Source organism: Aeromonas sp. R4-3 (assembly GCF_040908275.1).
Taxonomy (GTDB): domain Bacteria; phylum Pseudomonadota; class Gammaproteobacteria; order Enterobacterales; family Aeromonadaceae; genus Aeromonas; species Aeromonas rivipollensis.
Genome location: NZ_JBFODK010000023.1, coordinates 15,922 through 41,349 on the forward strand (window position 1 = coordinate 15,922; position 25,428 = coordinate 41,349).

A 25,428-nucleotide genomic window follows, 5' to 3' on the forward strand; every position below is an offset into this window, starting at 1 on the left:
GTGTCATCCGCGTGAACTTCTGCCATAAGGGGATACATTCGGCGCTTCACCTTGGTGCCGACACCTCCTATGATGGGTTTTTCCCCAGGCCACTGGGGTGAGGTCATCAGCCACAGGCAAGGAGCACCCATTGGAAATACGCAAGGCAACCGAGCAGGATCTCGATGCCATCGTCGAACTGGATCGGCAGATAGGGCAGATCCACTTCGAGCAGGCTCCCGAGGTGTTCTGCCCTCCCTCTTCGCAGCAGCGGGCATTTCTGCTGGACGCCATCCAACGGGAGGGGCGGTTGTTTTGTGTCGCCGTGGAGGAGGAATTGGTGGTGGGGTTTTTGAGCGCCCGGATCGACATCAATGACAGCATTCCGTTTCTTACCAAGCTGCCCGTCTGCCGCATCACGACAGTGGTGGTGGATGAGCACCACAGATCCCGTGGCATCGGCAAGGAGCTGATCGCCCATTGTGATGACTGGGCCAAGGCCCATGATGCCAGCCAGCTCAAGCTGGAAGTCATGTCATTCAATGACAGGGCCAGGTCGCTCTACGAGTCTCTTGGCTTCAAGCGCCAGTCAGAGACTTACGCCAGATAGCCCGACGTCCGGTGAATAAACAAGGCCCCGTCATGGGGCCTTGTTGTTGGTGGTCTATTGATGGGGCGCGAGCTGCTGGTGGACCAGGGCCGCCAGCCGGGTGAGGGCGGCCTCCAGCGCCGGGCTCCAGGGATGGGCGCTGTTGAGGCGCAGGCAGTGGTTGTGCTGGCCCTGACTCGAGAACAGGGCCCCGGGGGCCAGTGAGAAACCGCTGGCCAGCGCCTGGGCGTAGAGTGCCCGGCTGTCGAGGCGCTCGTCGAATGTCAGCCAGAGGAAGTAGCCGCCATTCGGGGTCGAGATGCGCACCTCGTCCTGGAAGAGGCGCAGCAGGGCCGCCCGCATCTGCTGCTGGCGCTGGGCCAGGGTGTGGCGCAGGCGGCGAAAGTGGGCATCCACCCCGCCCTGGCGCAGCATGTCGGCGAGCGCCAGCTGGCTCGGCACATTGGTGGAGAGGGTGGACATCAGTTGCAGCCGCTGGATGCGCTCGGCATGGGGTCCCGCCACCACCCAGCCGACCCGAAAGCCCGGCGCCAGGCACTTGGTCCAGGAGCCGCACAGCAGGCTGTCGCCCCGGGCGTCCCAGCGTTTGATGGGACTGGGGCGCTCGCGGCCAAAGTAGAGCTCGGCGTAGACGTCGTCCTCCACCAGGGGCACCTCATGGGCGTTGAGCAGCGCCATCAGCCCCTGCTTGTGCCCATCCGGCATGGTGTGGCCCAGGGGGTGCTGGACGTTGCCCATCAGCCAGCACGCCTTGATGGGGCGCTGGGCCAGGGCCTCGGTGAGCAGGGCGAGATCTATGCCCACCCCGGGGATCACAGGTATTTCCACCACCTTGAGCTGCAAGCGCTCTATGGCCTGCAGGGCGCCGTAGAAGGTGGGGGACTCCACCACCACCCAGTCTCCGGGTTCGGTCAACACCTGCAGGCTGAGGGAGAGGGCCTCCATGGCCCCTGTGGTGATGATGATCTCCTGGGGATCCACCGCCAGGCCGTCGCTGGCGTAACGCTGGGCGATGGCGCGGCGCAGCGCCTCGTTGCCGGGGGGCAGATCTGCGACCGTGCTGAAGGGGTCGAGGCGGCGCATGCAGCTCGCCAGTGCCCGGCCTAGCTGGGGATGGGGGAAGAGGGCGGGATCCGCCACCGCGAGCCCCAGCGGCACCAGCTCCCGGGACTTGCTCGCCTGCAACACCTCGAACACCAGATCGTTGATGTCCACCGAGCCGCTGTAGTGGGCCTGCTGGGCGGCGCTCGCCTGCAGCGGGGAGGTGGCGGCCTTGACGTAGTAACCGGACTGGGGCCTGGCCAGGATAAGGCCGCGGCTCTCGAGCAACTGGTAGGCCTGCAGCACCGTCATGGGGCTGAGGCCGTGGGTCTTGCAGCTCTGGCGGATGGAGGGGATGCGCTCCCCCGGCTGCCAGAGGCCGCTCTCTATCTGCTGTTGCAACAAGGCAGCCAGCTGACCGTAACGGGACATGGTGTGTCCTAACTGTTATAGGTGGATTTCACTATAACTGCATCTGTTATAGGTGTCATAGGGCGTGTTGTACTTAACGGGCGAAAACCTGTCTGTTAAATGCAACATAGAGAGTCATGCATGATAAGCCTGGATGATGTGGTCAGCCTCTCCCGAATACAGTTCGGCGCGACGGCGATGTTCCACTTTCTGTTTGTGCCCCTCACCCTGGGGCTGTCCTGGATCCTGGTGATCGCCGAGTCCGCCTACGTGATGACCGGCAAGGTGATCTACAAGGACATCACCCGCTTCTGGGGCAAGCTGTTTGGCATCAACTTCGTCATGGGGGTCACTACGGGGATCACCCTGGAGTTCCAGTTCGGGACCAACTGGGCTTACTACTCCCACTACGTCGGCGACATCTTCGGCACCCCGCTGGCGGTGGAGGGGCTGATGGCCTTCTTCCTGGAATCCACCCTGGTCGGTCTCTTCTTCTTCGGCTGGGACAAGCTCTCCCGGGGCCAGCACCTGCTGGTGACGGCGCTGGTGGCGCTCGGCTCCAACCTCTCTGCCCTCTGGATCCTCATCGCCAACGGCTGGATGCAGAACCCGGTCGGCGCCGAGTTCAACCCCATGACGATGCGCATGGAGCTGGTGGACGTGGCGGCGGTGCTGCTCAACCCGGTGGCCCAGGTCAAGTTCGTCCACGCAGTGGCGGCGGGCTATGTGGCGGCCTCCCTGTTCGTGATGGGGGTGAGCAGCTGGTATCTGCTGCGCCGCATGGAGGTGCGCTTCGCCCTGCGATCCTTTGCCATCGCCTCCGGCTTTGGCCTGGCCGCCATCCTCTCGGTCATAGTACTGGGGGACGAGTCGGGCTACCGCTCCGGGGAGGTGCAGAAGGTCAAGCTCGCCGCCATAGAGGCGGAGTGGGAGACCGAACCCGCCCCTGCCTCCTTCACCCTGTTCGGCCTGCCGGATCAGAGTGCCGAAACCACTCACGCGGCCATCAAGATCCCCTACCTGATGGGCATCATAGCCACCCGCTCCCTGGATGAGCAGGTGACCGGCCTTAAAGATCTGAAGGCGCAGCATGAGGTGCGCATTCGCAGCGGCATGCTGGCTCACGAGGCCCTGGAAGCCCTGCGAGCGGATGATAGCAACGCCGAGGCCCGCGCCACCTTCGAGCGCCACCGCGCCGATCTCGGCTACGGCCTGCTGCTGACCCCCTACGCCAAGGAGATTGGCAAGGCAGACGAAGGGGCCATTGCCAAGGCGGTGGAGGACTCCATCCCCCAGGTGGCGCCGCTGTTCTGGAGCTTCAGGCTGATGGTGGGCATAGGGGTGGTGTTGCTGCTGCTCTTTGGTGCCGCCTTCCTGCAACTGTGCCGGGGCAGGCTGGTGCAATCCCCGCGTCTGCTCAAGGCCCTGTTCTGGAGCATACCCCTGCCCTGGATTGCCATAGAGGCGGGCTGGTTCGTGGCCGAGTTCGGCCGCCAGCCCTGGACCATCAGCGACGTGCTGCCGGTGTCGGCGTCGGTCTCCTTGCTGCAACCGGGCCAACTCTGGTTCAGCCTCATCGCCATCTTCCTCATCTACAGCAGCCTGCTGGTGGTGGAGCTGTTCTTGTTGCGTCATGTGATCCGCAAAGGGCCCGCCAGCCTGCAGACGGGTCGTTATCAAGGTGAAGTGTTGCAAAACGGGAGTCTTGTCTGATGGATTACGAAACCCTGAAACTCGTCTGGTGGGGGCTGGTGCTCTTCCTGCTCGTCGGCTTCGTGGTGATGGACGGCTTCGATCTCGGGGTCGGCCTGCTGCTCCCCGTGGTGGCCAAGAGCGATGAGGAGCGGCGGGTGCTGCTCAACAGCGTGGGGCCCGTGTGGGAGGGCAACCAGGTGTGGCTCATCGCCGGTGCCGGCACCCTGTTCGCCGCCTGGCCCCTGGTCTATGCCGCCGCCTTCTCGGCCCTCTATGTGCCCTTCATGTTCCTGCTGTTTGGCCTCTTCCTGCGCCCGGTCGGTTTTGACTATCGCAGCAAGCTGCCGGACCCGCTCTGGCGCCGCTGGTGGGACAGGGCCCTGGTGACGGGTGCCCTGCTGCCGACCCTGGTGTTTGGCGCAACCATCGGCTTCCTGTTGCAAGGCTTGCCGTTTCGCTTCGATTCGGCCCTTCGCATCCACTACGGCGCCTTCGATTTCAACTGGCCGCTGCTGTTGACCTGCATGGGTACGGCGCTGGCTCTGCTGATGCTGCACGGCGCCAGCTTCCTGCAGTGCAAGACCCAAGGGGTGATAGCCGAGCGCTGCGCCCGCCAAAGCCTCTGGCTCGGCCCCCTGGCGAGCGCCCTGTTTGCCCTCGGTGGCCTCTGGCTCAGCCAGATGCGCGGTTACCGGATAGCCGAGATTGGGGATCTCAACAGCGCCCTCACGCCGCTGATGAAGCAGGTGACGACGGCGCCGGATGGCTGGCTTGGCAACTTCGTGGCGCACCCGGTGCTCTGGGCTGTGCCTGCCCTCGGCCTCCTGTTGCCGCTCTTGAGCACGCTGGCAAGCCACCTTGGCCTGGCGCGGCTGGCGATCCTTGCCAGCGGTGGTGCCTGCGCCGCCATGATGCTGACCGTGGCCATAGCGCTCTTCCCCTTCGTGCTGCCCTCGTCCCTGGATCCGTCGAGCAGCCTGACCCTGTGGGACGGCACCTCCAGCGAGGGCACCCTGCTCATCATGCTGGGGATAGTCGCGGTGCTGATGCCCATCAACCTGGGTTACACCCTCTGGGTCTACTGGGTGGCGCGGGGCAAGATGAGTACCGAGCAGGTGCGCCAGCAGGGCCATAGCCTCTACTAACACCGGAATTGAGGAGTCTTCGATATGTGGTATTTCACCTGGATACTGGGGTTGGGGTTTGCGCTGCTGTGCGGCCTGGTCAATCTGCTCTGGCTGGAGGCGCGCTGGGCGGCGGACGAGGATCTCAAGGAGCCTTGATCCCGCCCCTGAAAATGAGAAAGGCCGACACTGGGTGTCGGCCTTTTTTTATCTGCCAGCGCTCAGAGGGCCAGCGCCAGTCTGGCTTCGCGCTTCTCGCTTGCATGGGTGAGGCCATAGGCCAGCAGCACTATGAGGGCCCCGATCCAGGGTGTGTGCATCAACCCCAGGTGCTCCACCACAAAACCGCCAACGACAGAGCCCAGAGCGATGCCGACGTTGAAGGCGGCGATGTTGAGGCCGGAGGCCACGTCCACGGCGTTCGGGGTATGGCGCTCGGCCTGTTTCACCACCAGCACCTGCAGGCCCGGCACGTTGCCAAAGGCAAAGGCGCCCCACACCAGCACGGTCAGCACCGCCAGCACCGGATGCGGCGCGGTGAAGGTGAGCATCAGCAGGATGAGTGCCAGGCCGCCAAACATCAGCTTCAGCGCGGGCAGCGGGCCCATCTTGTCCGCCAGCTTGCCGCCCCAGATGTTGCCGACCGCCACCGACACCCCGTATACCAGCAGGATCAGGCTCACCGCATTGGCACCGAAACCGCTCACCTGCTGCAAGATGGGGGCGAGGAAGGTGAAAGCAGTGAAGGCGCCACCGTAACCCAGGGCCGTCTTGGCGTAGACCATCAGCAGCGGCTTGTGGGTCAGCACGGCGAGCTGCTCGCGAATGGTGGAGGCTGTTCCCTTGGGCAGGTTGCTCGGGATCAGCAGCAGGCTGCCGACCATGGCGATGACCCCGAGTGCGCTCACCACCAGGAAGGTCTCGCGCCAGCCGAACTGCTGACCAATCCAGGTGCCGAGCGGCACGCCGGTGACCAGGGCGACTGTGAGGCCGCTGAACATGATGGCGATGGCGCTCGCCGCCTTCTCCCTGGCCACCAGACCCGTGGCTATGGTGGAGCCCACCGAGAAGAAGACCCCGTGGGCCAGACCGGTCAGCACGCGGGCGACGATCAGGCTCTCGTAGCCGGGGGCCTGCCAGGCCAGCAGGTTGCCGGCGGTGAAGAGCGCCATCAACCCCACCAGCAGCCACTTGCGCGGCAGCTTGCCGGTGAGCGCCGTCAGCACTGGCGCGCCTATGGCTACGCCCAGGGCATAGAGGCTGACCAGCAGGCCCGCGGAGGGCAGAGAGACATTGAGCTGCTCGGCTATGGTGGGGATCAGCCCCACTATTACAAATTCGGTGGTGCCGATCGCAAAGGCACTCAGGGTGAGGGCAAATAACGCCAGTGGCATAACAACTCCTTGGATAGTGGCTCCCGACGGGAGAATGGCGCCAGTATGCCGATGAGCTTTGTTGGCAAAAATGACGGTAACGTCAAATTACTTTTGCCAAATCAGCAGCAATGGAGCCGTGGAATGGGGTAGTGGGAGTGCCCGAGGCTGCGGAGGCAAAGCGCGTAGAAGCAAAGCGTACAGACCGAGCTGGGAATAAAGAGGAAAGGGGCAAGGGAAGGGGGCTGCTGCGCGCGGTATTGGAGACAAAAAAAGCGGGAGGCACTGGGCCTCCCGCTGGTGTTCAAGAATGTCATTAGAGCGTTATTTGCTCCCTTCTCCCCTTGCGGGAGAAGGGTTGGGGATGAGGGGGAGGTAGCTTGCCCCTCACCCTAACCCTCTCCCGCAGGGAGAGGGGATAGCTAGTGGTTGCAATTGGCTAGTGAGGGTTGCCGGTATCCGCCGCCGCAGCGATAGATACAATGCGTCCTCTCCCGTTTAATCCCAATTCGGGGCGAAGTCCGGGTTGGCGCAGCGCTCCCCTCGCTCCAGGGTGGCAATCTGTGCCATCTCCTCGGAGCTGAGTTGCACCTTGAGGGCGGCCAGGTTGGCGGCGAGATTCTCCCGCTTGGTGGAGCTCGGGATCACCGTCATGCCCTGGGCCAGCAGCCAGGCCAGTGACACCTGGGCCGCCGAGACGCCGTGGCGCTTGCCTATCTCCATCAGCAGCGGCTCGCTCAGCACCTTGCCATAGGCGAGCGGCATATAGGCGGTGATGGCGATGCCGTTATCCTGGCAGAACTCCACCACCTTGCGGTTTTGCAGCAGGGGATGGATCTCCACCTGCTGGTGGGCGATGGCACCCGGCCCCAGGATAGCAATGGCTTCTTTAAGCTGGGCGACCGTGAAGTTGGAGACCCCGATCTCCCGGGTCAAGCCCCGGGCCTTGGCCTCGGCCAGCTGCTCCAGATAGACCGCCATCGGCACCTCATCCTTGGGGGAGGGCCAGTGAATAAGCGCCAGATCCAGATAGTCGGTGCGCAGTTTCTCCAGGCTCAGCTCCAGGCTCGGGATCACCTTGCCCGGGCCAAACTCGCTGATCCACACCTTGGTGGTCAGGTAGATATCCTGGCGGGGGACGCCACTTTCGCTCATCAGCTGGCCCACTTCGGCCTCGTTGTCATAGATCTGGGCGGTATCTATGTGGCGATAGCCGAGATCCAGACCCTGCAGCAGGGAGTCGCGCAGGGGCTGATCTTTCAGGCGAAAGGTACCAAGACCCAGGTTGGGCATCTTCATCATCATATTCCTCAAGTTATTGTTTCTACGCTCAATATTTTGTCGGCCCATCCCCGCATCCAGGGCGGGCAGGGGACAGGCCCCAGCGGGATTCAGGCTAGTTGATAGTGGCGAACACTGGTGCTGGCAAACCAGCCCCGGGTGTTGGCCACGAAGGCGAGAAAATGGGGCTGCTGCTGGTGGGCCTTGAGCGCCGCATCGCTCTCCCACTCCTCGTGGATCATCCAGCCGTGGGGGCTCTCCAGGCTCTGATGCAGCCGGTAGCCAAGGCACCCGGGCTCTTGCCGGCTGGCGTTGACGAGCGGCGTCAGGGCGGCTCGGCACTCGGCGGCGAATTCAGGCTCGGCCTCGAGCTCGGCAATCACAATCAGGGGGGATGGCATCTGAACCTCCTTGCTAAAACGACGGTCAGTATGCCCCCGGCAGACTGGGGGATACAGGGCAGCAGTCGCAAAACACTATTGAGGAAAGAACAGCAATAGGGAGGGGGAACCCACACATTAGTATTTCGTTAGATCTATGGGCATTGCGAATTCTTCGCCAGCGACTTCTTTAGTTAAGGCTTGTCCTGCGATGCAAGTATTTCCATTGAAGGTCAGTGTCGGGCCATGGTGAAGCTCCCAGCCCTTGTTCATCAATTCAGAGATCCGCATGCAAAAATCTTTATCATCAGGGCCAGTAATAAATCGATAGAGCTTCATGGGTAATGCCTTGATTTAAAATTAAAAGTCAAAATAATTCGCTGAAATAACATGTCTGCTGCGCTGAGGGTTATCCCTCTGACCAGACCGCAAACTCATTGCCGCTGGGTTCGACAAAGTGGAAGCGGCGGCCACCGGGGAAGTCGAACAGGGGGCGCACTATGGTGCCGCCATGCTGGCTCACCTTGGCCTGGGTTGCCTCTATGTCGGCGCTGTAGAACACCAGGAGAGCCCCGCCCTGTGCGCTTTGGTTGCTGAGATCAGCGCGATAGAAGCCGCCATCCAGCCCTTCCCCTTCGAAGGCGCAGTAGTCGGGGCCGTAGTCGGCGAACTGCCAGCCAAAGGCGGCGGCGAAGAAGGCCTTGGTGGCGGCGAGATCCCTAGCTGCAAACTCCACATAGTTCAGTTTTTCATGGGCCTTGGTCATAAGGGTCTCCTTGTCGATGTCGGTGGTTATTTCAGTTGCCAGCGTTTTTGCGTGCGGATCGTGGAGTGCGGCAAGGCGTCCCAGGGGGTCAGCTTGAGCTGCTTGCAGCGCACCAGCAAGAAGATCGCCATCAGCAGACCGACCCCTATGCCGAACAGCAGGCTCTGGCGCAGGGCTAATGCCGGACTCACCTCATCTTGCCAGCCGAGGTACCACATCAACATCCCCCAGATGGCTCCTGTCGGCAGACCAAAGGCAAGCAGGTTGACCAGAAAGCGTTCATGGTGGGGCGGTCTGAGCCGCAGGCCCAATCTGCGCAACACTCTGAACAGTGGCGGGTTGTAGTTGAGCTCCTGGACGCCCTTGTCGGCCAGCTCTCTATGGGCGGCGGCCAGCCTGTTTTCGAATGTCATGAGGTCGTCCCTGTGATGTATGGCGCCATACGATGCCAATTTTCGGCATTGTAACCACAAGACCGGGAGCAAAACAGGCGGTTGCTCACGTTATGCGGACGGCAAGATCCGTCTCTGGTGATGCCTGCCTTGCCAACCCAGGGCCATTGCGCCTATAAAGCCCCATGACTCTTGCCAGGATGACAACAATGAAGACCCATTCCGATGAACTGACCCTGTTTGTGGCCGTGGTGGAGGCGGGCAGTTTTCGCCAGGCGGCGGAGAACCTCGGCATGGACAACTCAGTGGTGAGCCGCGGCATCAAGCGGCTCGAGGAGAAGCTCGCCACGGTGCTGCTCAACCGCACCACCCGGCGGGTCAGCCTGACCGAGGAGGGGAGCTGGTTCTATCAGCGAGCGGTGAAGGTGCTGACCGAGATGAGCGAGGCGGAGAGCCATCTGCTGATGCGCCGGGAACAACCCGAAGGGATTCTGAGGGTCGACGCCGCCACCCCCTTTATCCTGCACCGGCTGGTGCCCATCATTGGCGAGTTCCGCCGCCGCTACCCCGGCATAGAGCTGCAACTGCACAGCTCCGAGGGCTTCATCAACCTGATGGAGCGGCGGGTGGACATGGCCATTCGCATCGGCGAGCTGACGGACTCCTCCCTGCGCGCCCTGCCCCTCGGGCGATCCAAGCTGCGGCTGCTCGCGTCCCCCGACTATCTGAAGGCGCGCGGCACCCCGCGCCAGCCAGCTGACTTGCTGGCTGGCCACGAGCTGCTCGGCTTTTTGCACCCCGATCACCTCAACCACTGGCCCCTGCTCAGCACGGAGCAGGGGGACAGGTTCGCCATCACCCCGACCCTGAGGGCCAGCAGCGGCGAGACCCTGCGCCAGCTGGCGCTGGGAGGGCAGGGGATCGTCTGCCTGTCGGACTTCATGACGGGAGAGGACAGGGCGAGCGGCGCCCTGGTGGAGGTGCTGGCCCGCAGCAACAGCGGCGCCTCGCGCCCCATTCATGCGGTCTTCTACTCCGATGCCCAGCGGGATATCCGGCTGCGGGTCTGGCTCGACTTCCTCAAAGAGCAGCTCGGCGCCGAGGCGTTGTAGAGGGCATGCCGACAGTGCCAACCCCCTCCCGGTCTCCCCCTCCACTAGGGGGAGGGGGAGGGGTCATTTTCTCCCACCCCTTGGCAAGGGAGGGCTGGGGTCAGGTGCGGTCAGAACACCCGCGCTCGTCAATAAAAAGAGGCCGACATCGCTGTCGGCCTCGTTCGTTTTCATCTCAAGGATGCATGGGTTGCCCGATTAATCCTCTTCGGCCCAGCGGCGTGAGCGTTCGACCGCCTTCTGCCAGCCGCTGTAACGCTTGGCGCGATCGGCTTTGTCCATCTGGGGGATGAACTCCCTGTCCACGCTGAACTTGTCTTCCAGCTCGTCGGAACTCTTCCAGAAGCCGACGGCGAGGCCTGCCAGGAAGGCGGCGCCCATGGCGGTGGTCTCGATGCGGGTCGGACGCACCACAGGGGTGTGCATCATGTCGGCCTGGAACTGCATCAGGAAGTCGTTGGCGACGGCGCCACCGTCAACCTTGAGCGCTGCCAGCTTGATGCCGGAGTCCTGCTGCATGGCATCCAGCACGTCGCGGCTCTGGTAGGCGATGGATTCCAGCGCGGCGCGGATGATGTGGTTGCGGTTGGCGCCACGGGTCAGGCCGACCATGGTGCCGCGAGCATAGGGATCCCAGTAGGGGGCGCCCAGGCCCACGAAGGCCGGCACCAGGTAGACGCCGTTGGTGTCCCCCACCTTGCTCGCGAAGTAGTCGGTGTCGCGGGCATCGTGGATGATCTTGAGCTCGTCACGCAGCCACTGGATGGTGGCGCCGCCCATAAAGACAGCCCCTTCCAGCGCGTAGTTCACTTCCCCTTTCGGGCCGATGGCGACCGTGGTCAGCAGGCCGTTGCTGGAGCGAACAGGCTCTGTGCCGGTGTTCATCAGCAGGAAGCAGCCGGTGCCATAGGTGTTCTTGGCCATCCCCTTCTCGAAGCAGAGCTGGCCGAACAGGGCAGACTGCTGGTCACCGGCGATGCCGGCGATGGGGATGCGGGAGCCGCCGCCACGGGTGGTGTAGCCATAGACTTCGGAGGAGGGTTTGACCTCCGGCAGCATGGAGGCGGGGATGCCCAGCTCGTCCAACATCCGCTCGTCCCACTTCAGATCGCGGATGTTGTAGAGCATGGTGCGCGACGCGTTGGTCGGGTCGGTGACGTGCACTTCGCCGTTGGTCATCTTCCACACCAGCCAGGTGTCTATGGTGCCGAACAGCAGCTCGCCGTTCATCGCCTTCTCGCGGGCCCCTTCCACGTTGTCCAGGATCCACTTCACCTTGGTGCCGGAGAAGTAGGCGTCCAGCACCAGGCCGGTGTTTTCCCGCACGTACTCTTCTAGGCCGCGGGCCTTGAGCTCTTCACAGATGGCCGCGGTGCGGCGGCACTGCCAGACGATGGCGTTGTAGATGGGCTTGCCGGTGGCCTTTTCCCACACAACGGTGGTTTCACGCTGGTTGGTGATGCCGATGGCGGCGATCTGCTCGCTGTGCAGGCCGCTCTTGGCCAGCACCTCGGTGAAGACGGAGGACTGGGTCGCCCAGATCTCCATGGGGTCGTGCTCGACCCAGCCCGCCTTGGGGTAGTGCTGGGTGAATTCGCGCTGTGAGGTCGCGACTATGTTGGCGTCCTGATCGAACACTATGGCACGGGAGGAGGTGGTACCTTGATCCAGCGCGACGACAAATTTCTTTTCAGCAGACATGATGTTCTCCACGTTTGGGGGGACCGCTCTTAGGCGGCGGCCTCTTCTTTATTGGACAGCTTGGCGGCTTCTTCGGTCACGACACGGTTGCCCGGGACGCAGGGAGCCAGCACTTTCACATACAGAGCGGTACCCAGCTGGGCGCCGACTATGGGGCCGAGGATGGGAACCCAGAAGTAGGGGTTGTCGCGACCGCCGGTCAGGGCCACATCGCCCCAGCCTGCAAAGAAGGCGAACAGTTTGGGACCAAAGTCACGGGCCGGGTTCATGGCAAAGCCGGTCAAGGGGCCGAGGGAGGCGCCGATCACCGCGATCAGTATGCCGATCAGCAGGGCGGCGGCGAAGCCTTTGGGGGCGCCGTTGTTGTTGTCACCCAGCGCCATGATGCCCAGCATCAGGACGGCGGTGATCACCAGCTCGACCGCGAATGCCTGCATGTTGGAGAGCAGGGCATTGGGGTAGGTGGAGAAGATGCCGGCGGTGCCGAGGCTCTCTACGCTGCCGCGCACCACGTTGTGGGTCAGTTCCCACTGGGTGAAGAGGTTGCCATAGAGGAAGTAGACCAGGGCGGCGGAGGCGAAGGCACCCGCTATCTGGGCGATGATGAAGGGCACCACCTTGCGCTTGTCGAAGCCGCAGAAGGTCATCAGCGCCAGGGTCACCGCCGGGTTCAGGTGGGCGCCAGAGATGCCGCCGGTCACGTAGATGGCGATGGCGACCCCCAGGCCCCAGGTAATGGAGATTTCCCATTGCCCGAAGTTGGCGCCAGCCAGCACCAGGGCGGCCACGCAACCGACGCCGAAGAAGATCAGCAGGCCGGTGCCGATAAACTCGGCGAGGCACTCGCCGAGCAGGGTATTGGGTCTTTGTATGCTCATAGTTGTTATTCCTTATATCCACCCAGAGTAGGTTTGATGTTCCGTTTCGTTATCTTGCATTCCCATTTTTTGCGTCCGAAAACGTTTCTTCTTGTTATTTGAGCTGACGCAAACGTTATGCTCGTTTACGCTCGTTCTTGGACGAGAGAGAAAATAAACCTTCTGTGCCAATTCACCAGACCCCCGCCACCGGAAATGTGGACAAGATCCCATTCATTGCTAAGAAAATGTGACGAAAAGCAACTGTTAGCGGTGTTAATACTCCTTAGTGGGTATCTGAATTCCTTGCCCTGCAAGGGCTGGCGGCCGATGAGCGATCACTCACCAGGTGACATTTTTTGTAATAAAACTGCAATAATTTAGCCTTCATCACAGATTGAATGTTCACAAATGAGCACAATAGGCTCGCTTGCGAATAAGGACTCATCTGGTCGCAGGCATGATCGGGGCACCCTCAACCGCCCATAACAACAATAAGGAAGCAGAACATGCTTAGTCTCTTCAGGCCTGCACCCCACATAGAGCGGCTACCGGCCGACAAGGTGGATCCCTTCTACAAACGCATGCGCTGGCAGGTGTTTTTCGGGATCTTCTTCGGTTATGCCGGCTACTATCTGGTGCGCAAGAACTTCAGTCTGGCGATGCCCTACCTCATCGAGCAGGGCTTCTCCCGCGGTGATCTGGGCCTGGCCCTGTCCGGCGTCTCCATTGCCTACGGTCTCTCCAAATTCCTGATGGGGAACGTGTCGGATCGCTCCAATGCGCGCTACTTCCTCTCCGCCGGCCTGCTGCTCTCGGCCGGCATCATGTTCATGATGGGGACAGTGCACTGGGCCACCTCCAGCATCGCCATCATGTTCGTGCTGCTGTTCCTCAACGGCTGGGTTCAGGGCATGGGCTGGCCGCCCTGCGGTCGCACCATGGTGCACTGGTGGTCACAGAAGGAGCGGGGCGAAGTGGTCGCGGTCTGGAACGTGGCCCACAACGTGGGCGGCGGCATGATAGGTCCGCTGTTCATCCTCGGCATGGGCTGGTTCAATGACTGGCGCAGTGCCTTCTATGTACCGGCTGCTGCTGCTGCCGCCATTGCGGTGATCGCCTTCTTCGTGATGCGTGATACCCCGCAATCCGTGGGTCTGCCCCCCATCGAGGAGTACAAGGACGACTACCCGAAGGATTACAACGAGAGTCACGAGCAGGAGTTTTCCGCCAAGGAGATCTTCGTCAAGTACGTGCTGCACAACAAGCTCTTGTGGTACATCGCCATTGCCAACGCCTTCGTCTACCTCATTCGTTACGGTGTGCTGGACTGGGCGCCGACCTACCTGAAAGAAGCCAAAGACTTCAGCGTGGATCACTCCTCCTGGGCCTATTTCCTGTACGAGTGGGCCGGTATTCCGGGCACCCTGCTGTGCGGCTGGATTTCTGACAAGATGTTCCAGGGCCGCCGCGCCCCGGCCGGCATCCTCTTCATGGTGCTGGTGACCCTGGCTGTGCTGGTCTACTGGCTCAACCCGGCGGGCAACCCCACCGTCGACATGCTGGCACTGGTCGCCATCGGCTTCCTGATCTATGGCCCCGTCATGCTGATCGGTCTCTATGCGCTGGAGCTGGCGCCGAAGAAGGCGGCCGGTACAGCGGCGGGCTTCACCGGGCTGTTCGGTTATCTGGGTGGCGCCGTGGCGGCCAACGCCATGCTGGGCTACACAGTCGACCACTTCGGCTGGGACGGCGGCTTCATGGTGCTGACCGCATCTTGCGTGCTCTCCATCATACTGCTGGCAATGACCCTCAAGCACGAGAACATCGCCGTCGCTGCCAAGAAGGCCGCTGCCGACAAGGCATAAAACGTGATCCTGCCCTTATCAGTCCGAAAAGGGATAGGGTACACTGCCAAAGGCCCCGCAATGCCGGGGCCTTTTTTCGTCTCTCAAGCGGAGTGCAAGCGTGAAGCAAACCCAACGACATCTGGAGATCCTGGACGTCCTGACAAGGCAGGGCTTTGTCTCGACCGACGATCTGGTGACCCATTTTGACGTCAGCCCCCAGACCATTCGCCGGGATCTGAACGATCTCGCCGAGCAGAACAAGATAAGGCGCCATCACGGCGGGGCCTCCCTGCATTCGAGTACCGTCAATACCGCCTACAGCGCCCGCAAGGTGATGCAGCTCAAGGAGAAGGAGCGTATCGCTCGCGAGGTGGCCGCCAACATTCCGGACGGCTCGTCGCTCTTCATCGACATCGGCACCACCACAGAAGCCATCGCCCGCGCCCTGCTGGATCACCGGGAGCTGCGTGTGGTTACCAACAACCTCAACGTCGCCAGCATTCTCACCGCCAAGGATGACTTCACCGTCATCATCGCCGGTGGCGAGATCCGCAACCGGGATGGCGGCATCGTCGGGGAGGCGACCCGTGACTTCATCGGCCAGTTCCGCATGGACTATGGCGTCATCGGCATCTCCGGCATCGACAACGACGGCTCATTGCTCGATTTCGACTACCACGAGGTGAAGATAGCCCAGGCCATCATAGCCCACTCCCGCCAGGTGTTTCTGGCCGCCGACCACACCAAGTTCGGCCGCAATGCCATGGTCAACCTCGGCAACCTCAACCAGATCCACGCCCTGTTCACGGATCAGGAGCCGCCGGAGAAGTTGATGCGACTGATGTCCCAGCATCAGATAGCCTGCCACATCTGCTGAGTCTCCCCACGCCGTATTAGCATCAGGCCGCCACCGGGCGGCCGCTTTCTTGTCGCCGTCTGTTCGGGCCTTTCCCCATGGCGGCCGCCTTGCTCCTGCTACCTTTCCCCTTTGTCCCTGTGGCGCCGCACTCTGCTGGTCGCTGCGAGGCTTGAGCTAAAAACAACGACTCTATCCTCGTCCTGCGTGGTGTGTCTCTGTGCTGGTGGCCCTCTCAGAGTCGGGCCCTGTCGGCCTCGAGCAGCCGCGCCCGCATCCGCTGCGGCAGATTCGCCCTGGCAGCAGGGGCCATGGCAAGGGCCGGGGCGGCATCTTGTCACCGATCGGCAGCATTTTTAGCATTGTCAGAACAATCGCGATCACATTTCCCTCATAAAATGTTCGTTTATCATTTTTTCATGTTCTAATATGAGCGAAATCAAACATTGCCGGCATGGCGAACACAAAATAAGAAAGTAGGTGAACATGAGCGAACATTATGATCTGGTCGTCGTCGGCGGCGGCATCAACGGGGTCGGCATTGCGGCGGATGCGGCGGGGCGGGGGCTGAAGGTGGCGCTGTTCGAGGCGCAGGATCTCGCCTCGGCCACCTCGTCCAACTCCAGCAAGCTGATCCACGGTGGCTTGCGCTATCTCGAACATTACGAATTCAGGCTGGTGAAAGAGGCGCTGGCGGAGCGGGAGGTGCTGCTCGGCATGGCGCCACACATCGCCCGTCCCATGCGCTTTCGCCTGCCGCACCGCCCGCACCTGCGCCCGGCCTGGATGATCCGTGCCGGCCTCTTCCTCTATGACAACCTGGCCAAGCGCGACAAGCTCAAGGGCAGCTGCGGTCTGCGCTTCCTGCCGCAAGATGGCCTCAAGAACGGCATCAACAAGGGCTTCGAGTACTCGGACGCCTGGGTCGATGACGCCCGCCTGGTGGTGCTCAACGCCATGATGGCCCGGGACAAGGGCGCCGAGGTGCAGACCCGCACCCGCTGCGTCAAGGCGGTGCGCGGATCCAAACACTGGACCCTGACCCTGGAGCGGGAAGGGGGCGAGCAGTTCACCGTCACCTGCCGTGGCCTGGTCAATGCGGCCGGGCCCTGGGTCAAGACCTTCTATGACGAGAGCCTGCACGAGAAATCTCCGCGTGGCATCCGCCTCATCAAGGGCAGCCACATCATAGTGCCGCGCATCCATGAGCGCGAAGAGGCCTATATCCTGCAAAACGAGGACAACCGCATCGTCTTCGTCATCCCCTATCAGCAGGACTACTCCCTCATCGGCACCACGGACGTGGAGCACCATGGCAGCCCGCGGGAGGCGAAGATCAGCGAGGCCGAGATCAATTACCTGTGCAAGGTGGTCAACGCCCACTTCACCCGCCAGATTGTGCCCTCCGAGGTCATCTGGACCTATGCCGGGGTGCGGCCGCTCTGCGATGACGAGTCCGACTCCCCCCAGGCGGTGACCCGCGACTACACCCTCGAGCTCTCCGGTGAATCCGACGGGGCGCCGCTCTTGTCGGTGTTTGGCGGCAAGCTCACCACCTATCGCAAGCTGGCCCAGGCCGCCTGCAACAAGCTCAAGCCCTGGTTCAGCCAGATGGGGGATGACTGGACAGCCAGCAGCCGTCTGCCCGGTGGCGAGTTCGACTGCTCCACCACAGAGCTGGCCCGCGCCTACCTGCTCGAATTCGACTGGCTGGATGAGCGCAGCGCCCGCCGCATCGCCGAGGCCTATGGCAGTCATGCCCGTCTCTGGTTGCACGAGGAGCGCGGCCAACACTTTGGTGCCGGGCTGTACGAGTCGGAAGTGCGCTATCTGATCAGCCGCGAGTGGGCCCATTCGATGGAAGACATACTGTGGCGCCGCAGCAAGCTGGGGCTGCGCCTCTGTGATGCCGAACAGCAGCAACTGCACGCCTGGCTGGAGCAACACCATCACGCCCTGCCCAAGGCAAGCTGATGACAAGGCGGGCGGCCCTGGCCGCCCGCCATTTAACTGCAATAAACCTCTGCTATAACAACTACCTACATCCAATAAACAATAACAAAGAGCCGTTTTTATGAAACAACCTCACCTCTCCCTGGTGGCCCTTGGCCTCGGGGTTGCCCTCGCATTGCCCGCCCTGGCCGCCGATGACGGCAAGATAGTGATCGCCCACCGTGGCGCCTCCGGCTATCTGCCCGAGCACACGCTCGAGTCCAAAGCCTTGGCTTATGGCATGGGGGCCGACTACCTGGAGCAGGACCTGGTGATGACCAGGGATGACCAGCTGGTGGTGATGCACGATCACTTCCTCGATGGCATCACGGACGTGGCGACGCGCTTCCCCGGTCGCGCCCGTGCGGACGGTCGCTACTACGTGGTGGACTTCACCCTGGCCGAGGTGCGCTCCCTGCGCATGACGGAGCCCTTCCAGCTGGTGGAGGGCAAGCAGGTGCCCGTCTATCCGGCCCGGTTCCCGTTGTGGAAGTCCGACTTCAAGATCCACACCTTCCAGGAAGAGATCGAAATGATCCAGGGGCTCAACAAGAGCACCGGCAACAACATCGGTATCTACCCGGAGATCAAGGCCCCCTGGCTGTTCCGCCACGAGGGCAAGGACATTTCTAAAGCCGTGCTTACCGTGCTCAAGGAGTACGGCTACACCGGCAAGGACGACAAGGTCTATCTGCAGAGCTTCGATGTGGATGAGCTCAAGCGCATCAACGGCGAGCTGATGCCGGCGCTGGGCATGGACTTGAAGCTGGTGCAGCTGATGGCCGAGACCGACTGGAATGAGACCATGGTCTACGACATCAAGGGCAAGGCGACCCCCTACGACTATGACTGGATGTTCAAGCCGGGGGCCATGAAGACCATAGCCGGCTACGCCGACGGCATAGGCCCCTGGAAGCCGATGATAGTCACCGAGCCGGGCACGCTCGGCAAGCCGGTGTTCACCACCATGGTCAAGGAGGCCCACGCCGCCGGTCTCAAGGTGCACCCTTATACCTTCCGCCAGGATCAGGGGCAGATCCCGGCCTATGCCAAAGACTTCACCGACTTGCTCAACATCTTCCTCTATCAGGCGGATGTGGATGGGGTGTTCAGCGACTTCCCGGACAAGGCGGTGGAGGTCATCAAGGCCCACGGCAAATAATAAAAGAAGAGCAACACGGGAACGCAAGCGGGGCCAGGTGCCCCGCTTTTTTATGGCGGCAGGCCAGCCCCGGGAGTGATGAGGTGTAGGGTGTAATTATTTGTTTACGATTTACGTGGTGCAGAGGGGCTTTTGCACGCTACTTTCTGGCTGCTTTGGTCACAATAGTGGTCATTAATCCATCTGTTGATGCAGTAAACCGCTAGTTTCACTTGATTGTTTGTTTTTCCTTGGTAAGGTGAGGGCGGTTGCGTAACAAAGCGCTGACTTGTGTAAACAAATTAATACACCTTGGCGCAATTGGCTTAAATACAGTAGAGAGAATGAGAAAATGCAAAGAGACCCCCTGAACAACATCCATATCCAGTCCGAACAAGTGATGATCACGCCTGCCCAGCTCAAGGAGAAGTTACCCATCTCCGACAAGGCGCTGGCATTCGTGCAAGGGGCCCGCAATACCATAGCCGACATCATCCACCGTCGGGATCACCGCCTGCTGGTGATCTGTGGACCCTGCTCCATTCACGACATGGACGCCGCCAAAGAGTACGCAACCAGACTCAAAGCGCTGCATGATGCCTACCAGGACTCTCTCTACATTGTCATGCGGGTCTACTTTGAGAAGCCACGCACCACTGTCGGCTGGAAGGGCTTTATCAATGACCCCAATCTCGACGGCACCTTCGACGTTGAGCTGGGGCTGCACCGCGCCCGCGAGCTGCTCTGCTGGCTGGCGGAGCTGGAATTGCCGCTCGCGACCGAGGCCCTCGATCCCATCAGCCCTCAATACCTGGCGGAGCTCTTCTCCTGGTCGGCCATAGGCGCCCGTACTACAGAATCCCAGACCCACAGGGAGATGGCGTCCGGCCTCTCCATGCCGGTCGGCTTCAAGAACGGTACCGACGGCAACCTGGGGACCGCCATCAATGCCCTGCAGGCGGCCTCCAGCCCCCACGCCTTCATGGGGATCAACCAGCAAGGTCAGGTCGCGCTGCTGCAGACCCAGGGCAACCCGGATGGCCACGTGATCCTGCGCGGTGGCAAGCACCCGAACTACGATTCGGTCAATGTGTCGCTGGCGGAAGAGGCGCTGGAAAAGGCGGGCCTGCTGCCCGGTCTGGTGGTGGATTGCAGCCACGGCAACTCCAGCAAGGATCACCGTTTGCAGCCCAAGGTGGCGGACAACGTCATCCACCAGATCCAGGAGGGCAACCGCTCCGTCATAGGGGTGATGCTCGAATCCAATCTGTTCGAGGGCAACCAGTCCAGCGAGCAGCCCAAGGAGCAGATGCGCTACGGCGTCTCCATCACCGATGCCTGCATCGACTGGGAGACCACGGCAACCCTGCTGGCCCGCTGCCACAGCCAGCTGGCGGCGCCGCTCAAGAGCAGAACCGCGCTGTAAGTCGTGGTATCTTGTCGTAACTGATTGAACCATAGAGGTATCACTGCCCACGCAGTGATACCTTGTTGCCTCTTGAATCACAGGGCGCCGCCGCCAGCGGCGCCGGCAGGGACTGGATATGGCTGAAGAGTTGAATGCCCTCAGGGACAAGATAGATGTGGTGGACAGGCAGCTGATCGATCTGCTGGCCGCCCGTCTGGCCCTGGTGGGGGAAGTGGGTGAAGTGAAGAGCCGCCACGGCCTGCCCATCTATGCGCCGGACAGGGAGGCGAGCATGCTGGCACGCCGCCGCGCCGAGGCCGAACTGCTGGGGGTGCCCGGCGATCTCATCGAAGATGTGTTGCGCCGGGTGATGCGCGAGTCCTACATCCTCGAGTCGGCCAGCGAAAAAGAGAACCACTTCAAGTGCATGAAGCCGGATCTTGGCAAGGTGGTCATCATCGGCGGCCAGGGTCAACTTGGCCGCTTGTTCGGCCAGATGTTCGGCCTCTCCGGCTACCGGGTCGAGAGCCTGGAGCAGGGGGACTGGCCGCGCTCTGACGAGATCCTCGCCGATGCGGGTCTGGTGATGGTGGCGGTGCCCATCGACATCACCTGCCAGATCATCGACCGACTCGGCAAGCTGCCTGCGGATTGCCTGCTGGTGGACGTCACCAGCGTGAAGGCGGCGCCGCTCGAGCATATGCTGGCGGTGCACCAGGGGCCGGTTCTGGGGCTGCACCCCATGTTCGGGCCGGACGTGGCGAGCCTTGCCAAGCAGGTGATCGTCTGCTGTCAGGGCCGTGACCCTGCCGCCAGCCAGTGGCTGCTGGATCAGATGACCATCTGGGGCGCGCGGCTGCAGCAGGTGGAAGCCAAGGCCCACGACGAGGCCATGACCCTGATTCAGGCGCTGCGCCACTTCGCCACCTTCGCCTACGGCTGGCACCTCTCCCGGGAGCAGGCCAACATCGACCGTCTGCTGGCCCTGAGTTCCCCCATCTACCGGCTGGAGCTCGCCATGGTGGGGCGGCTGTTTGCCCAGGATCCCCACCTCTATGCCGACATCATATTGTCGTCACCGCAGAACCTCGCGATGATCCGCCGCTACTACCAGAACTTTGGCGAAGCGCTGGGGCTGCTGGAGCGGGGGGACAGAGCAGGATTTATCGACGCCTTCTCGCAAGTTTCCGGCTTCTTCGGCGAGCATGCCGACGAGTTCCTGCGGGAGAGCCGCACCCTGCTGGCCCAGGCCAACGACCGCCGTCACCACGACTGATGGCACGCATCCATAACAAAGGGGCCTCATGGCCCCTTTTTTCATGTTGGTCAGGCTGAAGCCCGGCTACTCGGCGGATGGCAGCCGCAGATCGGCGCCATCCCAACCCAGCGGCAGGGTGAGCAGCTGATCGATCAGCTCCCGGCGATCGGACTTCTCCAGATAGGCGAGGTAGAGCGGGCGGCTCAGCGCCTGCCCCCCTTCCACCAGGTGCAGTTGTCCCTGCTCCAGGAAGGGGCTCACCATGCGCCGTGGCAGATAGGCGGCGCCCCCATTGGCAAGCACGAACTGCAGCGCCATGCTGGCTGAGCTCGAATGCAGCACAGGGGTCTTCTGCAGGCTCTGCAACCGGCTCGAGGGCGGCTCGAAGCTGGTGCCCCAGTCGAGGTGAATATGGGGCATCTGCATCAGGCTGTCGGCATTGGCGGCAGACTCCCGGCTCACCAGCTCGAATACCAGCTCGCCTATGGGGTGCAGGGCTATCTCGTCTATCTTGGTCGGCTCTGAGAGCAGGGCGAGATCGAGGGAACGCTCCAGCAACTGGCGGCACAGGTGCTCGCGGGAGGCTGTCTCGAGCCGCACTGCGAGGCCGGGGGCCAGCGCATAGACGTGGTTGAGCCAGTCATTGAAGTCGAGCTCCCAGAACACAGCGGGCGCGCCTATGGCGAGCTGCTGGCTGAAACCGGGGGAGAGGGCCACGTCCTGCTTGGCGCGGCCTAGCGTGTGCAAGATGGCGTCTGCATAGGGCAGCAGACGCTCACCCGAGGCGGTCAGACGGATGTTGTTGCGATGGCGGGCAAACAGGCTGACCCCGAGTTGTTGCTCGAGCTGGCGGATCCGAAAGCTCACCGCCGACTGGGTCAGGTAGAGATTCTCGGCGGCCCGGCCAAAGTGCCGGGTCTTGCTGACCTCGATGAAGGTCCGAAGCAGCTCGGTATCCATTAATCGATGGACTCGTCGCTGCCACCACCGCCGCCACCTTCAAAGCTGCCGCCCGTGTCCTCATTGGCGCCACCCGCGACTGTGCACAGACGGTGCACCCGCTTGGGACCAATCACCTTCAGGTACTTGAACCATACCTTGGCGTGGGGGTTGCTGCCGGCTGCGCCAGACTTGACCTGCTCGATGAAGGCAGTTTCTACGTCATCGCGTGGGGCCAGGTTGCCCTGATAGAGCGCCAGCATCACAGTGCCATATTTTTCCAGACTGTCCGCTTCGGCCACGGTGAATTCGCCACTGCGACGCAGGCCACGGGGAAAATGTTTGAAGTCGTTGAAACGCTTGTCTGATTCGAAGCTCATAGTGCTCTTGTTCTGGTTAGTTTGACCTTTGCGGGCAAGTATCATCAGGCCGTCGCAGAGTGCAAAATCAATTTTCTTACTATTTTAATAAATATCTTTTATCGAACAGTCTTTGTCTCATCCTGGGGGAGAATTTTGCGGTCTGCAGCACAAAAAGCCTGAAAAATAGTGGAGTTATGTCAGGTTTTGTACAGCTGCGCCCGCTCTCGGCGGGGGGAAAACAATAAAACAAAGGCGCCATGTGGCGCCTTTATGTGTTCATGAATTGGCTGAACCTGAGCGTTGGACACTCATTCAATCATGGCTGGCTGGGCCAGGTTGTCGGCACGCCACAGACGGTAGCGCACTTCATACTCCTGCGGCACATAGATGACGAACGGCAGCTTGGAGTTGTAGTTCACGAAGAAGCCCTGACCATAGATCTGGACGAAGCTCTCTTTCTTCTGGCCATCCGGACAGGCCATCAGGGTGCTGACGGGACCCGAGATCTGGCCCAGAGTCAGGTAGTTGTAGCCCCAGCCCTTGACGCTGTGCTGTTCCAGGTTGCCGGCGAAGCGGGGCAGGTTGCAGTCCACCAGCATCTTCTTGCCCACTTGCAGCTCGACCATCATGTCGGCTTCGTTTTCGACTTCCGGCAGGCGGATCACCACACGTTCCTGGTTCACTTCGGCGGCAGGGAACATGCTGATATCAAATTTTTTCGGTTCGGCGGCGAAGGCATGGCCGCCCAGTAACAAGGCGCCCAGCAGGCTAAAACGCAATACGGTTTTCATCTGTACCTCATGGGATTGGTTCAACGCCGCTAGACTAACCGCTCTGCCCGTTTCACGCCAGCGCTCCGGCGCGCAAAACCTGCCTGAACCGGCACAGGGTGACGTAATTTGATGCTTTTTTGACGCCTTCCACCACAAAAAGGCCATTCGGGAGTAAACCGGGCAGGGGGTGCCCCGCCCGGACGGCTCACCTTACCAGCAGCACCTGCTTTGCCCAGGAACCTGGGGCCCGCATGCCGACGGCGCCACTGGTGATGTCCAGATAGGCGATGCCCTTGCTGGCGGGTACCGGGGTCGAGGACCAGAGGTAGACATAGCCGTCGTTCACCTCCTTGCCGTCCCCGGCCATGGCGCGGGGGAAGAGGGTTTCGTTGAGGGCGGGTTTGTAGCAGGCGGACTCCAGTATGCTGGTGAGCTCCTTGATGGTGGGCAGGCGCCAATCGGTGTGGCCGCCGAAGCCGTGGAGGGCATGGCTCGGCTCGGTGCGGATCCGCTCTGCGGTCAGCAGGGCCTGCTGCCAGTAGAGCCGGGTCGGCTCGCCGCTGCAGCTTCCATTCTGCCAGCGTTGACCGAGCTGGCAGCGCATCCAGGTGAGGCCTGAGGCTCTGTCGGTGACTGTGCCGTTGCCGCGATCCAGGAAGCGGGAGCTTGGGCTGGTGCGCGGCATGGTGTCGTCGCAGATGGCGATGGCCAGTGCCAGCGGGCTGCACAGGGTGAGCAGCAGGGTCAGAAGATACTTGTTCATCGGGTTACCTCGGCCACAAGGCGCAGTTGTATGGCATTGATTTCATTTTCGTTCTGGACGCCATAGGGGTAATCGGTGCCCGCATCCTCCCCCAGGAACTGAGGGCTGATGACGGCGATGGGGACGCTCTCGAGGCGCCGGGACGGGGTCAGGGTCTGGGTCCAGTAGCTGCCATCGAAGTCGCCGCTGGAGGGACCGACGTCGGGGAAGTAGCGCACATCCAGGCTGACCAGCTGGCCATCCTGGCGGGCGAGGGAGCCGTAGTGTTGTAGACTGCCGAGCTCCAGGGCCGTGGGCAGACGCCAGTGCCCTATGCCGCACAGCTGCTGCGCATTGAGCCATTGACGATACTGCTCGGTGGAGCAGATGGCCTCCCCCTGGGGGCAGGCATAATCCAGCTCCGCCTGACTGGGGTTATAGTTGCCAAACTCCCAGGCGAAGACCCTGTGCAGATCCCGCGGACTGTCGGCATCATCGAGCTTCTTCTCCCAGATGAGGCCGGTATTGAGATCCTCCACGCACTCCCAGTCGGGGGCATTGTCCGCCAGGGGCTGCCCCTTGCCGTCCAGCTTGCGATAGCGCAGGGGCGCCTGGCCCAGGCTCGCCTCCTGGCCCGGGTGATCCGCAGGCTCCTGGGTCAGCAGGTAATCCACCCCGTCCGTGTAGGTGGTGACGCCGCTGGCGGTCACCAGGGCCCGGGGTTGTTGTTGCTGCAGCACGGCGGCGAGCCGGGTCTGCTGGCTCAGGAGCTCGGGGCTGGCGGCAAAGTGCTGGGCGAGCTCGGGCAGCAGGGTGACCAGCCCCTGCCAGATCTGGCGCTGGCGATCGCTGGCGGCGAGAGTGGGCAAGCTGGCGGCGTCATCCCGCGTCGCCAGGGTGAGCGCTTCCAGTGCCCTGTTGAACTCTTCCAGTAGCGCCAGGGCCGAGAGTCCCTGGCCCGGTTGCAGGGGCGCCAGGGCGAGCAGCAGCTCGGGCAGGGCCTGGGCCGGCGGGATCCCGTCCGCGACCCGGGTCTGCAACAGCGTGCTCAAGGGGGTGGGGGTGAGGCGCTGATCGTCCAGGCGCGCCGCCGGGTGGGTCAGGGTCAGGACGCCCGGATCCCGGGGGATGAACAGCAAGGGGCTGGTGAGCAGGCCGGGGGCGCTGGCGCTCAGCTGACGGGCGCCGGTCTCGCCACTGACCACGGGCTCGCCGAGCTCGCAACTGTCGTTCTGGTTCAGGTTGACGCACAGGGTGCCCGCCGCAGGCAGGTTGACCGTCAGACGGTAGTTGGGGGGCGTCAGGGGCGCCTCATCGGACTCGCCACCACCACAGGCGCTGAGCAGGGGGGCCAGCAGGCAGGCTAGCGGGGTCATTCTCATCTT

General features: G+C 62.2%; 25 protein-coding genes. 11 read left to right on the plus strand and 14 right to left on the minus strand.

Annotation, left to right across the window (positions count from 1 at the left end; all coding sequences use genetic code 11):
- The first annotated feature begins 130 nt into the window (after positions 1 to 130).
- On the plus strand, positions 131 to 589 hold the full coding sequence (locus tag AB5Y91_RS06280) for an N-acetyltransferase family protein (protein WP_368169315.1): 459 nt from the start codon (positions 131 to 133) through the stop codon (positions 587 to 589).
- A 54-nt stretch (positions 590 to 643) separates the two neighbouring features.
- Here AB5Y91_RS06280 and AB5Y91_RS06285 read toward each other — a convergent pair whose 3' ends face one another.
- A complete protein-coding gene (locus AB5Y91_RS06285) occupies positions 644 to 2,062 on the minus strand; it encodes a PLP-dependent aminotransferase family protein (RefSeq protein WP_234678333.1) in 1,419 nt (472 codons plus the stop codon).
- 120 nt (positions 2,063 to 2,182) lie between these two features.
- Here AB5Y91_RS06285 and AB5Y91_RS06290 point away from each other — a divergent pair, with 120 nt between their 5' ends.
- The 3 genes from AB5Y91_RS06290 to cydX are packed head-to-tail and all read left to right on the plus strand — an operon-like array spanning position 2,183 to position 5,019.
- On the plus strand, positions 2,183 to 3,754 hold the full coding sequence (locus AB5Y91_RS06290; RefSeq protein ID WP_368169316.1) for a cytochrome ubiquinol oxidase subunit I: 1,572 nt from the start codon (positions 2,183 to 2,185) through the stop codon (positions 3,752 to 3,754).
- Positions 3,754 to 4,881, plus strand: a complete 1,128-nt coding sequence (gene cydB / locus AB5Y91_RS06295; protein WP_368169317.1) for a cytochrome d ubiquinol oxidase subunit II — start codon at positions 3,754 to 3,756, stop codon at positions 4,879 to 4,881. The genes AB5Y91_RS06290 and cydB overlap by 1 nt, the downstream gene beginning before the upstream one ends.
- Before the next feature lie 24 nt (positions 4,882 to 4,905).
- A complete protein-coding gene (gene cydX / locus AB5Y91_RS06300) occupies positions 4,906 to 5,019 on the plus strand; it encodes a cytochrome bd-I oxidase subunit CydX (protein WP_025326454.1) in 114 nt (37 codons plus the stop codon).
- A gap of 62 nt (positions 5,020 to 5,081) precedes the next feature.
- Here cydX and AB5Y91_RS06305 read toward each other — a convergent pair whose 3' ends face one another.
- From AB5Y91_RS06305 to AB5Y91_RS06330, 6 genes are all read right to left on the minus strand, one after another.
- Positions 5,082 to 6,254: an MFS transporter gene (locus AB5Y91_RS06305; RefSeq protein WP_368169318.1), complete on the minus strand. Its 1,173-nt coding sequence runs from the start codon at positions 6,252 to 6,254 to the stop codon at positions 5,082 to 5,084.
- A 477-nt stretch (positions 6,255 to 6,731) separates the two neighbouring features.
- Entirely contained in the window at positions 6,732 to 7,535 is an 804-nt protein-coding gene (gene dkgB / locus AB5Y91_RS06310; protein ID WP_368169319.1) for a 2,5-didehydrogluconate reductase DkgB, read from the minus strand.
- A gap of 89 nt (positions 7,536 to 7,624) precedes the next feature.
- A complete protein-coding gene (locus AB5Y91_RS06315; protein ID WP_368169320.1) occupies positions 7,625 to 7,915 on the minus strand; it encodes a putative quinol monooxygenase in 291 nt (96 codons plus the stop codon).
- Between the two features lie 117 nt (positions 7,916 to 8,032).
- Positions 8,033 to 8,233, minus strand: coding sequence for a DUF1737 domain-containing protein (locus tag AB5Y91_RS06320; protein ID WP_111912600.1), 201 nt, complete (start codon positions 8,231 to 8,233; stop codon positions 8,033 to 8,035).
- 70 nt (positions 8,234 to 8,303) lie between these two features.
- Positions 8,304 to 8,660: a VOC family protein gene (locus AB5Y91_RS06325; RefSeq protein ID WP_368169321.1), complete on the minus strand. Its 357-nt coding sequence runs from the start codon at positions 8,658 to 8,660 to the stop codon at positions 8,304 to 8,306.
- 26 nt (positions 8,661 to 8,686) lie between these two features.
- Positions 8,687 to 9,073 carry a DUF6404 family protein gene (locus AB5Y91_RS06330; RefSeq protein WP_368169322.1) on the minus strand — a complete coding sequence of 129 codons (387 nt, stop codon included), beginning with the start codon at positions 9,071 to 9,073 and terminating at the stop codon, positions 8,687 to 8,689.
- Positions 9,074 to 9,261: 188 nt separating this feature from the next.
- On the opposite strand from AB5Y91_RS06330, the gene AB5Y91_RS06335 reads away from it, so the two are divergent.
- Entirely contained in the window at positions 9,262 to 10,164 is a 903-nt protein-coding gene (locus AB5Y91_RS06335; protein WP_106887291.1) for a LysR family transcriptional regulator, read from the plus strand.
- 198 nt (positions 10,165 to 10,362) lie between these two features.
- Here the strand turns inward: AB5Y91_RS06335 and glpK are convergent, their stop codons facing one another.
- Both glpK and AB5Y91_RS06345 read right to left on the minus strand, forming a co-directional pair.
- Positions 10,363 to 11,865 (minus strand): glycerol kinase GlpK, encoded by a 1,503-nt coding sequence (gene glpK / locus AB5Y91_RS06340; protein ID WP_106887990.1) that lies wholly within the window; start codon positions 11,863 to 11,865, stop codon positions 10,363 to 10,365.
- Between the two features lie 29 nt (positions 11,866 to 11,894).
- Complete coding sequence (locus AB5Y91_RS06345; protein WP_005327692.1) at positions 11,895 to 12,743, minus strand: MIP/aquaporin family protein; 849 nt, start codon at positions 12,741 to 12,743, stop codon at positions 11,895 to 11,897.
- 488 nt (positions 12,744 to 13,231) lie between these two features.
- Here AB5Y91_RS06345 and glpT point away from each other — a divergent pair, with 488 nt between their 5' ends.
- The 6 genes from glpT (at position 13,232) to tyrA (ending at position 21,245) form a co-directional block, all read left to right on the plus strand.
- Entirely contained in the window at positions 13,232 to 14,590 is a 1,359-nt protein-coding gene (gene glpT / locus AB5Y91_RS06350) for a glycerol-3-phosphate transporter (protein ID WP_368169323.1), read from the plus strand.
- Between the two features lie 100 nt (positions 14,591 to 14,690).
- Positions 14,691 to 15,449, plus strand: coding sequence for a DeoR/GlpR family transcriptional regulator (locus AB5Y91_RS06355; protein ID WP_005328190.1), 759 nt, complete (start codon positions 14,691 to 14,693; stop codon positions 15,447 to 15,449).
- Between the two features lie 465 nt (positions 15,450 to 15,914).
- Positions 15,915 to 17,402: a glycerol-3-phosphate dehydrogenase gene (gene glpD / locus AB5Y91_RS06360; protein ID WP_368169324.1), complete on the plus strand. Its 1,488-nt coding sequence runs from the start codon at positions 15,915 to 15,917 to the stop codon at positions 17,400 to 17,402.
- A 100-nt stretch (positions 17,403 to 17,502) separates the two neighbouring features.
- The gene (gene glpQ / locus AB5Y91_RS06365) at positions 17,503 to 18,582 is read left to right on the plus strand and encodes a glycerophosphodiester phosphodiesterase (RefSeq protein ID WP_368169325.1); all 1,080 of its coding nucleotides are present in this window, start codon (positions 17,503 to 17,505) and stop codon (positions 18,580 to 18,582) included.
- 331 nt (positions 18,583 to 18,913) lie between these two features.
- Positions 18,914 to 19,987, plus strand: coding sequence for a 3-deoxy-7-phosphoheptulonate synthase (locus AB5Y91_RS06370; protein ID WP_111912616.1), 1,074 nt, complete (start codon positions 18,914 to 18,916; stop codon positions 19,985 to 19,987).
- 118 nt (positions 19,988 to 20,105) lie between these two features.
- Complete coding sequence (gene tyrA / locus AB5Y91_RS06375) at positions 20,106 to 21,245, plus strand: bifunctional chorismate mutase/prephenate dehydrogenase (RefSeq protein WP_368169326.1); 1,140 nt, start codon at positions 20,106 to 20,108, stop codon at positions 21,243 to 21,245.
- Between the two features lie 66 nt (positions 21,246 to 21,311).
- Here tyrA and hdfR read toward each other — a convergent pair whose 3' ends face one another.
- The 5 genes from hdfR to AB5Y91_RS06400 form a co-directional block, all read right to left on the minus strand.
- Positions 21,312 to 22,187 (minus strand): HTH-type transcriptional regulator HdfR, encoded by an 876-nt coding sequence (hdfR, locus tag AB5Y91_RS06380; RefSeq protein WP_368169327.1) that lies wholly within the window; start codon positions 22,185 to 22,187, stop codon positions 21,312 to 21,314.
- Positions 22,187 to 22,546: a DUF413 domain-containing protein gene (gene maoP / locus AB5Y91_RS06385; protein ID WP_368169328.1), complete on the minus strand. Its 360-nt coding sequence runs from the start codon at positions 22,544 to 22,546 to the stop codon at positions 22,187 to 22,189. Before maoP ends, hdfR begins: the two co-directional genes overlap by 1 nt.
- Before the next feature lie 290 nt (positions 22,547 to 22,836).
- Complete coding sequence (eco, locus tag AB5Y91_RS06390; RefSeq protein WP_368169329.1) at positions 22,837 to 23,319, minus strand: serine protease inhibitor ecotin; 483 nt, start codon at positions 23,317 to 23,319, stop codon at positions 22,837 to 22,839.
- A 187-nt stretch (positions 23,320 to 23,506) separates the two neighbouring features.
- Positions 23,507 to 24,064, minus strand: a complete 558-nt coding sequence (locus AB5Y91_RS06395; protein WP_290028747.1) for a DUF1566 domain-containing protein — start codon at positions 24,062 to 24,064, stop codon at positions 23,507 to 23,509.
- Positions 24,061 to 25,419, minus strand: a complete 1,359-nt coding sequence (locus tag AB5Y91_RS06400; RefSeq protein ID WP_368169419.1) for a DUF1566 domain-containing protein — start codon at positions 25,417 to 25,419, stop codon at positions 24,061 to 24,063. Before AB5Y91_RS06400 ends, AB5Y91_RS06395 begins: the two co-directional genes overlap by 4 nt.
- Positions 25,420 to 25,428: the final 9 nt, after the last annotated feature.